9 protein-coding genes are annotated in these 14,265 nt (G+C 38.6%); 5 read left to right on the top strand and 4 right to left on the bottom strand.

Annotated elements, in window-relative coordinates:
- Position 1 precedes the first annotated feature (1 nt).
- The 5 genes from CPT03_RS14465 to CPT03_RS14445 all read left to right on the top strand — a co-directional run bounded on the left by CPT03_RS14465 (position 2) and on the right by CPT03_RS14445 (position 7,599).
- Entirely contained in the window at positions 2-1,777 is a 1,776-nt protein-coding gene (locus CPT03_RS14465) for a hypothetical protein (RefSeq protein WP_099439513.1), read from the top strand.
- 157 nt (positions 1,778-1,934) lie between these two features.
- Positions 1,935-3,317: a sensor histidine kinase gene (locus CPT03_RS14460; RefSeq protein WP_099439512.1), complete on the top strand. Its 1,383-nt coding sequence runs from the start codon at positions 1,935-1,937 to the stop codon at positions 3,315-3,317.
- A gap of 10 nt (positions 3,318-3,327) precedes the next feature.
- Entirely contained in the window at positions 3,328-3,969 is a 642-nt protein-coding gene (locus CPT03_RS14455; RefSeq protein WP_157766457.1) for a tetratricopeptide repeat protein, read from the top strand.
- Positions 3,970-4,090: 121 nt separating this feature from the next.
- The gene (locus tag CPT03_RS14450) at positions 4,091-6,796 is read left to right on the top strand and encodes a carboxypeptidase-like regulatory domain-containing protein (protein WP_099439510.1); all 2,706 of its coding nucleotides are present in this window, start codon (positions 4,091-4,093) and stop codon (positions 6,794-6,796) included.
- Between the two features lie 8 nt (positions 6,797-6,804).
- Positions 6,805-7,599, top strand: coding sequence for a hypothetical protein (locus CPT03_RS14445; RefSeq protein ID WP_099439509.1), 795 nt, complete (start codon positions 6,805-6,807; stop codon positions 7,597-7,599).
- Between the two features lie 150 nt (positions 7,600-7,749).
- Here the strand turns inward: CPT03_RS14445 and CPT03_RS14440 are convergent, their stop codons facing one another.
- From CPT03_RS14440 to CPT03_RS14425, 4 genes are all read right to left on the bottom strand, one after another.
- Positions 7,750-9,183, bottom strand: coding sequence for a TolC family protein (locus CPT03_RS14440; RefSeq protein ID WP_099439508.1), 1,434 nt, complete (start codon positions 9,181-9,183; stop codon positions 7,750-7,752).
- Positions 9,176-12,343 (bottom strand): efflux RND transporter permease subunit, encoded by a 3,168-nt coding sequence (locus tag CPT03_RS14435; RefSeq protein ID WP_099439507.1) that lies wholly within the window; start codon positions 12,341-12,343, stop codon positions 9,176-9,178. The genes CPT03_RS14440 and CPT03_RS14435 overlap by 8 nt, the downstream gene beginning before the upstream one ends.
- Before the next feature lie 27 nt (positions 12,344-12,370).
- Positions 12,371-13,456, bottom strand: a complete 1,086-nt coding sequence (locus CPT03_RS14430) for an efflux RND transporter periplasmic adaptor subunit (RefSeq protein ID WP_099439506.1) — start codon at positions 13,454-13,456, stop codon at positions 12,371-12,373.
- A gap of 160 nt (positions 13,457-13,616) precedes the next feature.
- The gene (locus CPT03_RS14425) at positions 13,617-13,991 is read right to left on the bottom strand and encodes a hypothetical protein (RefSeq protein WP_099439505.1); all 375 of its coding nucleotides are present in this window, start codon (positions 13,989-13,991) and stop codon (positions 13,617-13,619) included.
- Between the last annotated feature and the right edge of the window lie 274 nt (positions 13,992-14,265).

Genomic DNA, 14,265 nt, shown 5'->3' with positions numbered 1-14,265 from the left:
CGTGAAATCCGGCGGAATCAACATCAATAATGATTATGGTAAAAAGTTGAAACTTAACCTTGCCTATTTTTACGGGAATACGATCACCAACAATGAAACTAAGAACTTAAATGAGCAGTCTATTACCAATACCATTATTACCTCCTTTAGAACAGATCAGGCCAGGCGCAATGCCACTACGCATTCATTGGGTGGTCTGGTAGAGTGGAAGCCCGATACTACTGAAAGTATACGGTACCGTCCGGCATTAACCTTTTCTCCTGAACGCTATAGGTATTCCAGTTTTTTGAAACAATCGAATACCCAGCTTCCGGAGTTGAGTGAAACTGATGGGCGCAACCGAAGCAGAACGGGCAACAATGCCTTTTCGCACAATTTGACCTATTACAAGAGATTTAAGAAGGGAAGGTCACTTACCATTAATAACCAGTTAAATTTAAATAACGGTAATACCGAGACTTATAATTACAACCAGCTTACCTCTTTTTCTTCGGAGCTCGAATCGTCACTGTTCGACCGCTACATTAAAAATGGCAGCAAAACTACAGGAGGTGGGTTATCTATCCTGTATAACCTTCCACTAAGCAAAAGACTGACTGCTGAGTTATTTTCTAACAGCCGATATTATTATTGGGCCGAGCCGCTTTCTACCTTTGATGTAAATAGTACTTCAGGAAATTATGATCAATTCCGGGCAGAGCAAAGCAATGATTTTGAACGCACTGGTTTCTTTCAAAATCTTAAGCCGCTGCTCAATTACCAGATCAGTGCTAATCTAAGGGTAAGGGTTGCAATCGACCTTGAAATTCAGAATGTCAATAACAAATTCAATACTTCAGCTAACGACATCAGGCAACGTTTTACTGTTTGGTTTCCATCATTGGCAATAGATTACAGTGGGTTTTCAATGAGCTATTTCGAGTCGATTGATGTCCCAACTATTTACAATATGCAACCCCTTTCTCGCGAATTATCCGCACAATACACGTTTATAGGTAATCCGAAATTAATAGCAAGCAGACAGCGGTTTTTAAGGGCAAATTATTACCAATACATAACCTCACGGTTGCTCAGCATCAGTGGTTATGCCAATTCGACATTCTCTGATAATAATTTTGTTCAAAAGGCAGTTATTGACGATAAAGGTTTTACAGCTGCAACTGTAGTAAATAAGGATGGCGGACAATGGATAAATGGGGGTGGTTCAATAGGTAAACAATTCAAAAAATCTAAGGCGTGGCAGATAGGTCTGCGAACAGGTTTTTTTGGTAGTTACAATAGCCGAATCGTTTTTTTAAATAATGATGAAGCCAGGCAACGCATTCGTGCGTTTGGAGTAACCCAGGATTTTACACTTAATTACAAATCCGTTGCGATGGTTAATTTCAATTACATGTATCAAAGGTCATTGGTCGATTACCTAAACCAGGATTTCAATTCAGTTATAAACTATTCCCACCGTCTAGGCGGTTCCAGTTCCCTTAGGCTTCCTAATCGGATTGTAATTGATGCAAAATATTCTTTCATATATAACCCTCAAATTGCGCAAGGCTTCCCCAGAAGCTCTCATATTGTCGATTTGGCCGTGTCTTTACTTACACATAAAAAGGATCGGGGGCAATTGAAACTATCGGTTTACGATCTGTTGAACCAAAATATTTCTGTAACCAGATATGGGTATTTAAACGCCTTGATCACAAACGAACAGCTCATTCTTAAAAGGTATGTCATGCTAAATTATCAGTACCGGTTTAATATCCTTAAGAGAAAGAATTAAGCCTAAATTTTTTCTCTCTGTAATAATTTACATAACACCTAAAGAGATTAGCAAAGAGCCTTGTAAGTAATATATTTTATTCAATAGATTAAAGAATATAGGTTTAGAAAGTTACTTTTGGATATACCATCCAAATAACAGCTTTTGGAGAACAAATATGTCTAAATCAAATCCTATTTCAATTGTACTAAAATCTATAAAAAATAAAACGCTTTGGGCAGATTTAACAGGCAGCCCCAAATTGTTTTCATTAGAAAGCAGGGTTTTTCACTCCATTTGTATAGGGCTATTTGTTCTTGATCTTGTATACATTCCTTACAATTTGTATGCTCGCTTATATGTTGGCTCCTTTTCTGCTCTTATATTAGGAGTACTATTTTTTTATCAATATTACTTATCACGCTATAAAGCCAAACCCCACAGCGCAACCATATTTGCTTTAACAGGATTAATTATTTTTGGCGTTAATTATTTTACCAACTCAGGCATTCTTGGTTCTACAGATTTAATATGGCCTGCGTATTTACTGCTTGTACTGGCAATTTCTCCATATCATCAGCATCTTAAATGGTTAATTATTTATGTGGTGGCATTCTTACTCATTCATTTAATCGAGTTTTACTACCCCTCATTAGTGCAGTATCCTTTTAAAATGGGGAAAGGACAGTTTATAGATCGAACTACCGCATTTCCAATCCCAGTTTTTGTTGTTTATATCATCATCAGGTTCATTAGAAAAAGTTACGATACCGAACGGCAAGCAGCTCTTGACAAAACAATTGCGGTTGAAGCAAGTAAGGAGCAGATTTTAATCCAAAAGGACCAGCTGGAAAAGACCAATAGCGAAAAGAATAAACTGATGTCGATTATTTCTCACGACTTGCGTTCGCCATTAATCAGTATTCAAAGCTATTTAGAACTACTTAACCAAAATCAAGTTGATGATACCGACCGTCCGATGTTAGAAAAATCGTTGATGCAATCTACCAACAGTGCTGTACAAATGTTATCCAATTTTTTGCATTGGTCAAAATCTCAAATGAACGGTGTTAGTGCAAATCTGGTGTTGGTAAATTTGAATTCCGTGTTGCAAAGCACCCTTGAAATGGAAAGCATAAATGCAGCTAAAAAGCATATTGTTTTAAATGTGAACATTCCCAGTCAGTTAATGGTTTTTGTAGATGTAGATATGCTACAACTGGTTGTGCGCAATTTAGTTAGCAACGCAATAAAGTTTACCCCAGCAAGAGGGAAAATTGAAGTAAGTGCAGCGCAATTAACCAATGAATGTAAGATTACGATCAGCGATAATGGAAAGGGTATTTCACCAGAAAAACAGCAAGAAATATTCTCAGTTAAGGCCGAACCTACTTATGGCACCAATAACGAAAAAGGTGTTGGCTTAGGGCTCGTGTTGTGTAAAGAATTTATTGAATACCAGGGTGGAAGAATAGATTTCGAGAGCAATTTAAATACCGGTTCAAGCTTTTTTGTATTCGTGCAGCTCATTCCAAAATCTGCAATAATTGAGAGTAAGTAAATAGTTATAGATGAAGAACAAATTTTATATGTCAATGGTCATAATAATGATGATGCTAGTTAATTCATCATGCGGACAGAGCATTAATTCGAACAATGTAGCCAAAGCTCAGACTCTGGTCAATCAAGCGGGAGCCCTAATGATGAGTGCTTCAGCCGGAGAAGAGGAAAAGGTTACATTGAATAAAGCAGTAGATTTATTAAAGAAATCAATTGAGCTAAATGATACTGTAAATGTAGCAGCGCAATCATTAATTATCTGCTACATTAGGTTAAAGGAACCTCAAAAAGCCATCGATATTTGTACTCAATGGCTTAAAAAGTTTCCAAAAGACGAAAATGCAAGACTCCAAAGAGGGATGTTGTATTATAGCTCAAAGGAATTTACCCTAGCTGATAGTGATTTTGATATCATTAAAGCCTATCTCGCCAAACAAAACCCAACTTTCAGCAGTAACTTAGCTCCTGCTGAAATAAATAAAATTATAAATTTATCCTTTCTTAATGTGGTTGTAGGTAATCAGGAACATGCCATTTACTTAATTGATCATTTAAAAACTGCTTTGCCAAAAAATACTATAGTTGACCGTGCATATTTAGATATGCAGAAAACAACTCGTGATGATGTGATAAGGAAATTTACAGGTTTTTAAGTTCCCAATACCCTTTAAAACTATTTCATACTTTATAATTCAAGCGATTAAAAAAATCCTTATATTGGGTTTACTTGTTAATAATTTGATTATCAATTAATTAAATTACACTACGCTCGATATGATAAAAAACGCTCATTTATTATCTCTGCTCACTATTGTTACGCTTTTTGCATCATTTACATCTGGGGCTATAGCTCAGATCGATCAGCAGGAAAAAGTATATATTCATACGAATAAGCCCAATTATAACCTTGGTGATACACTTTGGTTTAAAGCATATGTAACAAAGGGATCAAGAAATATTTTATCTACCCTAAGCGGTTCAGTATATGTGGATCTGATTACTGAAAAGGATTCAATATATAGATCAGTCAGGCTTCCGGTGGTAGAAGGGACGGCTAGTGGTGATTTGATATTAGGCGACGACTGCCAGGCAGGCATTTACAGAATTAGAGCCTACACACAATGGATGAGGAACAAAGCGGCCGATTATTTTTTTGATAAAAGCTTTACTGTTAGTAATACATACCTGGGCGAAGCTAAGGTATCCTCCTCTACCAGATATGAAAAAATCAATGGTAAAACTCATATCACAACTAAAATTAACTACCTGGATTCCGATGGTGCACCTATTTCGGGCAAAGTTGTAAGATATAAGTTGATTTCAGAATACAACACTATAACCAATAAATCCATTAAAACAGATGAACAAGGTGATGCAGAAATTTTACTGGTAAGCGATGAACATATTTTAGCAAAAAAAGCATATATCGAAACCAATTTAAGGCTTGGTACAAATAATCAAATCACTAAAATCATATCCTTAAATGTGGAACATGCAGATACAGATGTTCAGTTTTTTCCTGAAGGAGGAAACTTAATTAATGGCATCACTTCAAGAATTGGATTTAAGGCAATAGGTATTAATGGAGCTGGTGTCAAAATAAGTGGGAAAATAATAGATGATGCAGGAAAAGTGGTAGCTAGTTTTTCAAGTACCTATGCCGGAATGGGTAGTTTTGAATTGCAACCACAGTCAGGTAAAGTTTATAAGGCTGTGGTAGTATTTTCCGACAAATCCGAACGAGCAATTAATTTTCCCGTTGCTGCAAACAATAGCTTTGTACTCTCTGTAGCTCAACCTAAAGATGATTTTGTTGCAGTTACTGTAAAAGCTCCTCCTTCCGGTAATCCCCCGCCATCAGAATTAAAGTTATTAGTTCAATCAGGCGGAGAGCTGATTCTTTCCTCTCCCATAACTGCTGATCAGTTAAATTCAGAGATAAAAATAAAGCGAGATCTATTCCCGGCAGGGATTGCTACCGTTACACTTTACGAAAAAACAGACTCGCCGCTAAGTGAAAGGGTCTTTTTTATTAAAAAAACAGATTCCATAAAGCTTCAAATTACCTCCGATAAACCTATTTATAAGAACAGATCGCTGGTGCAAATGGATGTAACCCCACTAAATGCTGCCGGTAAATTGGTAAAAGGTAGTTTTTCTGTCTCAGTAGTAAGTGAATCCGTTGTGCCCGACCAGGGCGATAAAGAAAGTACTATCCTTTCCAATCTATTACTTTCTTCCGATTTGAAGGGCTACATTGAAAATCCTAATTACTATTTCAGCACTAATGGAAGCGAAATTGACAGGCAATTGGATAACTTAATGCTAACTCAGGGCTACAGGAAGTTTGTATTAAATGATTTCTATCAGCCATTACCTCCAAAATATGCTGCGGAGAGGGTTGGTATAGATGTAACGGGTACAGTAAAAACACTCGGAAATAAGCCTGTTGCAGGCTCCAGGGTTACCCTGATTGCATTAAACTCCGGTATTATGGAAGATACCCGTACCGACCAAAATGGAAAATTTAAGGTAAAAGGAATGATGATTAACGAAGGGGTTAAGTTTAATGTTCGGGCCCGAAGCCTAAAAGGTGGCAACAGGGTAGAAGTTTCTATTGATCAACCGGTTCTCCCCGAAATTGGAATCAGCAGAAACGGACCTGATTTAAATGACCATCAAAACCAAATCAGCCAGATTCAAATTGACCCTTTAGCTTTTAAAGCAGACCGCTCTACGCGATTGAAGGAAATTATTATCCGGGCAAAAAAACTAGAGAGCATAAAATATACGTCTCAAGGGCCAAACCAAATTCCTGAAGGACATGCAGATCAGACCTTCATATTAACCAATCCTGAAAGTTGTCCTAACCTTGGAATTTGTTTGCAGGGGAAACTTCATGGTGTGGTATTTATGCAACTGGAAAATAAAAACGTTATGAATTTTCCTCATTGCAAACAGCTCGACCTTACTAATAATATACAAGGACTAGTAGCAATGGATGTTTATCTAGACGGCCGCAAAATAATAGATACCGTACAAATGGCAGCGATTTTCGATGGCAACGAAATTGATCCCTCAAACATTGGTAAAATTGAGGTTGTCAGAACAAATCTTGCTTTAATCAATAGCTTAGTCAAAGACCCTAAAAAAGGTAACAAATCGGCTTTGTTAATTATTACTAAACGGCATGATAAAAGAGAACAGGTATATACGCCTAATATCGCCAAATTTATCCCACAGGGATTTAGCAGATCACGCGAGTTTTATTCACCTAAATATGAGGTGGTAACCAACAAACAGAAATCCGATTTCAGATCTGCCATATATTGGAACCCGGAGCTTAGTGCCAATAAAGATGAGTCCCTAAAATTCAATTTTTATACTTCAGATGCGAAAGGTAATTACCGCATGACTGTAGAAGGTATAGATGAAGATGGAAATCTTGGCAGGCAGGTATTTAAATTTAAAGTTGAATAATTCAGCATATGAAAGTAGGATTTGTTTTAAGTCTGTTGTTCATCATTCCATCTTTCTTATATGGCCAGTATCCTGTTTTTGGTGATGAAAAAAGACCAAAAGGAAATATCAGCTCATTTATAGAAAGTTGTTACGATACCTCTCAGGGAATGAGCGTATTGGTAAGTAAAAATAAATTCAATTACAACCAAAATGGAGTATTAATAGAAAGAATAGTTTACGATACTATTGACAGTACTAAGGTATACCAAAAGGTGTCTTACATTTATGAAGATGCTGAACTTTTTGAGGAGGTAGGAGAGACTTACAAAATAAGGTATGCCTACGACGATAATGGAAAGAAGCTAGCCGAGAAATATACTTCGGCAAATATAAATTATCTTAAACGGTACGATTATAATACCAATGGACAGGTGGTAAAATTGGTTAGTTATAGTCCTAAAGGCAAATTGCTGTATTCGGAATCATTTAAATACGATGATCAGAAAGCATTGTTAAAATTTGCCCATACTGTACCAGATTCTTCTGATAAAAGCTTTCTGGCAATTTATACCCCGGATGCTAAAGGGAAGCGTATAAGTGAGCGGGTGTACGCAGCCACCGATTACATACTTTATACAAGTAAATTCAAATACGACTCCCAAGATCAGTTAATTGAGGAGATGCGTTACAACTATAGCGGTACTTATATCTTTAAAAAGACATTTAAATATGTTTATGATAAAGTAGGCAACTGGACCTCCCTGATCCACAAAAATAAAACGAGTTCTTACCTTACCATCAGGCAAATTCAGTATAATTAGTTTGCTCAACTGCAAAAAGAGTATATCATAAATCTAAATCATGCTGTTTTTCTGACCTTTATATGGCTTTTCTCTATTGAAAGCATCCCGATAATCCCAAATAAAAAAGCCCCAGATTTCTCTGAGGCTTATTAAAAAAATAGCTGATAATTATTTCCAGCCACCACCAAGCTCCTGATAGATATTGGTAACTGCATTGAGCTGGTTCTTTTTTGTTTCTATAAGTTCCAGTTTAGATTCTAAAGCATCTCTCTGAGTCATTAACACTTCCAGATAATCTGCTCTTGCCGATTTAAATAAATCGTTAGAGATATCAATAGATTTGTTTAATGCATCTACCTGATCAGATTTTAAGTGATAACTTTTTTCCAGGTTATCTATGTTCGATAATTGAGTGGAAACTTCTAAGTATCCATTTAAAATGGTTCGCTCATAGTTATACATAGCCTGAAGCTGACGCAGGTTTGCATTTTTAAATTCTGCCTTAATTCCGTTTCTATTAATTAGCGGACCAGCAAGATCTCCTGCAAGGGAGTATAGCATAGATTCAGGTGATTTTACCAGGTATGATGGGTTAAATGCCTGAAAACCGAATGCCGCAGAAATATCCAGCGAAGGATAGAATTCTGCTTTGGCCACTTTTACATCCAATTTTGCAGCAGCAAGTTCCAGTTCAGCCTGTTTAATATCAGGCCTGTTTGCCAACAGCTGCGATGGGATACCTGTGCGGACTGTTGCAGGTAGCAGATTTAAAAAGTTGCCCTTGTCTCTTGGAATTTCCTGAGGGAAACGGCCTAATAAGAAATTGATTTTATTCTCGCTTTCTTTGATCTTTTGGGCAATATCAAACTCCATACTTTGCGAATTCAGCACTTCAGCTTTAAATTTCTGAACAGCTAGCTCGGTTACTCTTGTTGCTTGTTTTTGGATTTTTACAATTTCGAGGGCATCTTTTTGAAGCTGGATATTTTGTTTAACAATTTCCAGCTGATTATCTAACGCCAATAGTTCGTAGTAAGAGTTGGCTACCTCGGCAATTAAATTGGTAAGCACAAAATTTTTACCTTCTACGGTTGATAAATATCTGCTGATGGCGGCTTTCTTTGAGTTACGCAGTTTCTTCCAGATGTCTACTTCCCAGTTTGCATATACTGCTGCGGTATAATCCATCAGCGGATCCGGGGTTTCTTTTCCGGGAGCAATTTCTGTTGAAGCATCACCGGCACCCTGACTGGTGTATCTTCCTACCTTTTCAACTCCCAGGCCAAGCTTTGCACCTACGGTAGGTAAAAGGGCTCCTTGCTTGAACTTGATGTCGTTCTTGGCTATTTCAACTTCCTGTAACGTTATCATCAACTCCTGATTGCGCTTAAGGGCAGTATCAATCAGGTTTACCAGGTTTGGGTCTTTAAAAAAACCTTTCCACTCCAAAGCGGCCATATTGGTAGTGTCGGTGCCGTTGCTGTACGATTCAGGGACTGATTTGTTTTCAGCAGGCTGAACGAATGTAGGGACTTTACAGCTTGCAATGGCCAGACCAATACCCAGCAGGCCAATGGATTTATATATCTTGTGCTTATACATTATGATCAATTTCTTCTGTTAACGGATTTTCGTTTTCATTTTTAACAAGAATGTGCTTTTCTGATATTTTGCCGAATATGTAGTATAATCCAGGGATAATAAGTACCCCGAAAATAGTTCCAAATAACATACCTCCGGCAGCAGCTGTACCTATGGTTCTGTTGCCAATTTTACCCGGTCCATTGGCCATAACCAATGGGATTAATCCGGCAATAAATGCAAAGGAGGTCATTAAAATAGGGCGGAACCTTACTTTAGATCCTTCAAGAGCTGCTTTTAGGACAGTGGCACCTTCGCGGTGTTTCTGAGCGGCAAACTCTACAATAAGCACGGCATTTTTACCAAGTAGTCCTATTAGCATTACCATAGCTACCTGGGCATAAATGTTGTTTTCCAGACCTAGTAGTTTTAATAACAGGAATGCGCCAAAAATACCGGCAGGTAATGAAAGGATTACCGTTAGCGGGAGTATAAAGCTTTCGTACTGGGCGGCAAGGATCAGATATACGAATCCAAGACAGATCAGGAAGATATAAATGGCTTCGTTTCCGCGCGATACCTCGTCTTTAGAAATACCGGCCCAGTCTATCCCAAAGCCTCTTGGCAGGGTTTTTTGAGCCACCTCATTAATGGCATTAATTGCCGCACCGCTACTGTAACCAGGTGCAGAGGAACCGCTGATCTCTGACGCATTGTACATGTTGTGCCGTGTGATTTCGGATAAGCCATATACTTTTTCCATCTTCATAAAGGCCGAGAATGGAACCATCTCATCATGGTCGTTTTTTACATACAGTTTCAGGATGTCTTCTGGCAATGCCCTGTATTCGGGTAAAGCCTGTACCATAACCTTATACTGGCGGTCGTACTTAATGAAATTGGTTTCGTAATTACTTCCTACCAAGGTAGAAAGTGTGTTCATTGCGTTTTCAATAGTGATGCCTTTTTGCTGGGCAATGTCATTGTCAACACGTAGCATGTATTGCGGGAAACTGGCACTGTAAAATGTAAATACCGACGACAGTTCCGGACGTTTGCTTAGTTCTTTTACAAAGTCCTTGCTCACGGTTTCCATTTTTTTGAAATCGCCTGAACCGGCTTTATCCAGCAAACGTAACTCGAAACCACCGGCTGCTCCATATCCCGGAACTGCGGGAGGCTGGAAGAATTCGATAGTGGCACCCTGGATGTCCTTAGATTTTTCTTCCAGATCTGTCATGATCTCCTGAACAGAATGTTTCCGCTCTTCCCAGCTTTTTAGGTTAATCAAACATGTTCCGGAGTTAGAACCGGTTCCTTCGGTAAGGATCTCGTAACCAGCTAAAGAAGAAACCGACTGTACTCCGTCAATTTTCTCGGCAATTTTCTGGAGTCTTTCTGCTACCTCGTTGGTTCTTTCTAAAGATGAGCCAGGAGGGGTTTGGATAATTGCATAAAACATTCCCTGATCTTCGTTCGGAATAAATCCTGAAGGCAGGGTGTTATTAATAAAATAAGTGCCTGCGCAAAAAGCGATCAGCATCATAAAGGTAACCATCCTACGGTTCACTATAGCACCAAGTATTTTTTGGTACTTGTCTGATAGCTTGTTGAACCCATTATTAAATCCACCCAAAAACTTGTCGACTACGGTTTGCTTTTTAGGCTTTCCATGGTTGTTTTTTAAAATCATGGCACAAAGGGCAGGGGTAAGGGTTAATGCCACTATACCCGATAATATGATTGCGGTAGCCATGGTGATGGAAAACTGCCGGTAAAATATACCGACGGGTCCGGACATAAATGCTACTGGAATAAATACAGCTGCCATTAAAAAGGTGATGGCTATAATTGCCCCGCTGATTTCGTGGATGGCTTTTTTTGTGGCTTTAAGTGGCGAGAGGTGTTCCTCTTCCATCTTGGTATGCACGGCCTCAATTACCACAATGGCATCATCTACAACTACCCCAATGGCCAGTACAAGGGCAAACAGGGTAATTAAGTTCAGGGTGATTCCAAAGAACTGCATAAACACAAATGTTCCGATCAGTGATACGGGTACTGCGATAGCAGGGATGAGGGTTGAGCGCCAATCGCCAAGGAACAGGAATACAACCAGCCCCACTAGTATAAAGGCTTCTACCAAGGTGTGTATTACCTTGTCGATAGAGGCATCAAGGAATTTTGAAACGTCGTAACTGATCTCATAGTCCATTCCTTTAGGAAAGGAGCTCTTTTTGATCTCATCCATTTTGGCCTTAATATCTTTAATAACCTGGCTTGCATTACTTCCGTACGACTGTTTTACTGTAATTGCTGCCGATGGTTTGCCATTCAGGTTTGAATAGATATCGTACATTGAACTTCCGAACTCTATGTTTGCGATATCTTTGAGTCGGAGGATTTCACCATTTTGACTGGATTTTATAATGATATTCTCATATCCCTCTTTAGTGGTAAATCGGCCCGGATATTTCAATACATACTCAAATGTTTGTGATCTTTTACCGGAGCTTTCTCCTGTTTTTCCGGGCGAGGCTTCGAGACTTTGTTGATTCAATGCTTCCAGTACTTCATCAGCAGAGATTTTGTGGGCTAGCATACGGTCTGGTTTCAGCCAGATCCGCATTGCATATTCACGGTTTCCGAGGATGTCTGCAACACCAACACCATCAACCCTTTTTAATTCCGACAGTACGTTAATGTCTGCGAAATTGAACAGGAACTTTTGATCCATTTTAGGATCGCTACTGAAGAGGTTGATGTACATGAGCATGTTAGATTCCTCACGGGTAATCTTTACACCTTCGCGCACAACTAGTGGCGGAAGCTTATTTACAACTGAAGCTACCCTGTTCTGGATATTTACAGAAGCCTGATTGGGGTCTGTACCCAGGTTAAACACCACTTGTATACTGGCCTCGCCATCGTTACCTGCATCAGATGCCATGTATTTCATTCCCGGTACACCATTAATGGCTCTTTCTAGCGGAATGATTACCGATTTTATCATTAGCTCACCGTTTGCTCCCGGATATTCTGCGGTGATATTCACCTTTGGGGGAGAAATGGAAGGGAATTGTGTTACCGGTAAATGGGTCATGGCCAAAACACCAAGGAACACAATGATGAGCGATATTACTATCGAGAGGACCGGCCTCTGTATAAATTTATTAAACATCAATTTTCTTGTTTAAGGAGTGAACCACTATTCTGCTTTTAATCTTAAATGAGAAATGACTTCTGCAGGTGAGGTGTACTCAGCTTTGATTTTGTCATCATCTTTTACCTTCTGAACACCTTCAAGCAGGATTTTATCATTTTCTGAAAGATTATTACCCACTACGTACAGGTCTGGCATTTCGCCGGTTATGGTAATGTTTCTTGATTTTACCACGCCGTTCTTATCCACAACAAAAACATAGGTTTTGTCCTGGATTTCGTAAGTTGCCTTTTGTGGGATAACGAGTGCATTTTTAAGTGGAACAAGCATTCGTATTTTACCGGTTTCGCCATTTTTAAGTAGGCGGTCGGGGTTAGGGAATTTTGCACGGAAAGCTATACTGCCGGTTTCATTGTTAAATTCACTTTCAATGGTCTCTACTGTGCCTTTGTATTTTAACAGTTCGTTGTTTGCTAAAAGCAAACTCACTTTATTGTCTGCACGGCCTTTTATGTTTGTTTGATAATCGAGGTACTCAGGTTCTGAAACGTTAAAGTAGGCAAACATCTGGCTATTGTCTGACAGGCTGGTTAGCAGTTGTCCTTCGTCGATAAGACTACCTTGTTTAGATGGGATACGGTCTATCGTGCCATCAAATGGTGCCCTTATCTCTGTTGCTGCAAGGTGGAACTTTGCCATTGAGGTTTCGGCTTTTGCCTGGTCTAGCTTTGCCTGGGCCATTGCCAGTTCATTTTTTGAAACTACATTTTTATCAGACAGGGTTTTGGTATTTTGTACTTCAAGCTCTGCGGCCTTGGCTTCGGCCTGTGCCTTTAGCAATTCTGCCTCATATACTTTGGGCATGATTTTGAATAAAAGTTGGCCCGCTTTTACAGATTGGCCCTCATCTACATAAATGGTTTGTAGATAGCCTTTTTCGAGCGCACGGATTTCTATATTTCTTATTGATTTTACCTGCGAAACATATTCTTTGGTAAACGAGGTGTCGATTTTTAAAGGGGTTGTTACCGCATATTTACTGGTTTCTTCCTTTTCTTCTTTTTTTTCAGATGTACAGCTGGTATGGCACAATATGGCACATAAGCCCATGAACATTGCAATTCTCTTCATTTGGTGTTAATTGTTTGTTAAATGATTTGGGAGTCAGGAAATCAGATATTTCCTGGAATGAGAAAAAGCATCAGTTACCCGGTTAAAAACCAGCATGATTATGTACAAAGAAATACACAGATGATTATTTATATGCCTGATAACTGAAGCATATATTTTATCATATTTTTAAAACTCTTTGCAGAATGTACTTGTAAGAGGAAATATAGGATAAATGCTTGCAAAAGGGCAAGCGGTTTTTTGGGCGATAGTTTGAATAGATTAAAATTGATGCATAGGTAAGTGCCATTACATATTTGGCAGGCACTACTGATTTTCTTACAGATACCTGGTCATCATCTTCATCTTCAACGCTGATAAATTCTTCTTTTTTTTCGCCTGGAATGCTGTTCCTAAGATTTACCTGCTTCGATTTTTCAAATTTCTGAATGGTTGAAGAACTGATTTTGCTGTGATGAGTTTCTGAATAAACAGAATGTGATCCTCCCAAAAGAAGGAAGAACAGGGATAGGAAGAACACAACAACCGCTTTCATATTCGGCCACAAAAATAATACTAGCCACGAAAGTTAATGTAGCCTGAATCTCTTTTGTCTGTCAGATTTTTGTCAATAATTCTTGCCCTTTTCAAGTCAGCTATGATTTTTAGCACTTCAAAAATCAAAACCCACCATTCAATAATTGCAATATGTAACCAATATTTTTTCGAGTTAAATTGGTATGATAAATAGCGCAGTTATGATTAACACGAATTTGTACTACACCCAAACCGAGGCATGCAGTATTTTGAGAATCTCTCTTAAAAAATTT

It is taken from the genome of Pedobacter ginsengisoli (genome assembly GCF_002736205.1).
In the GTDB taxonomy this organism is placed as follows: Bacteria; Bacteroidota; Bacteroidia; order Sphingobacteriales; family Sphingobacteriaceae; genus Pedobacter; species Pedobacter ginsengisoli_A.
Note: the sequence above shows the minus strand (reverse complement) of the source record. Positions and strands in the feature narration are given on the sequence as shown.

What these genes read in the sequence shown, in the direction of transcription:
- CPT03_RS14460 (WP_099439512.1), top strand. Translation starts at nt 1,935, where the DNA reads ATGTCTAAATCAAATCCTATTTCAATTGTACTAAAATCTATAAAAAAT.
- CPT03_RS14455 (WP_157766457.1), top strand. Translation starts at nt 3,328, where the DNA reads ATGAAGAACAAATTTTATATGTCAATGGTCATAATAATGATGATGCTA.
- CPT03_RS14450 (WP_099439510.1), top strand. Translation starts at nt 4,091, where the DNA reads ATGATAAAAAACGCTCATTTATTATCTCTGCTCACTATTGTTACGCTT.
- CPT03_RS14445 (WP_099439509.1), top strand. Translation starts at nt 6,805, where the DNA reads ATGAAAGTAGGATTTGTTTTAAGTCTGTTGTTCATCATTCCATCTTTC.
- CPT03_RS14440 (WP_099439508.1), bottom strand. Translation starts at nt 9,183, where the DNA reads ATGTATAAGCACAAGATATATAAATCCATTGGCCTGCTGGGTATTGGT.
- CPT03_RS14435 (WP_099439507.1), bottom strand. Translation starts at nt 12,343, where the DNA reads ATGTTTAATAAATTTATACAGAGGCCGGTCCTCTCGATAGTAATATCG.
- CPT03_RS14430 (WP_099439506.1), bottom strand. Translation starts at nt 13,456, where the DNA reads ATGAAGAGAATTGCAATGTTCATGGGCTTATGTGCCATATTGTGCCAT.
- CPT03_RS14425 (WP_099439505.1), bottom strand. Translation starts at nt 13,991, where the DNA reads ATGAAAGCGGTTGTTGTGTTCTTCCTATCCCTGTTCTTCCTTCTTTTG.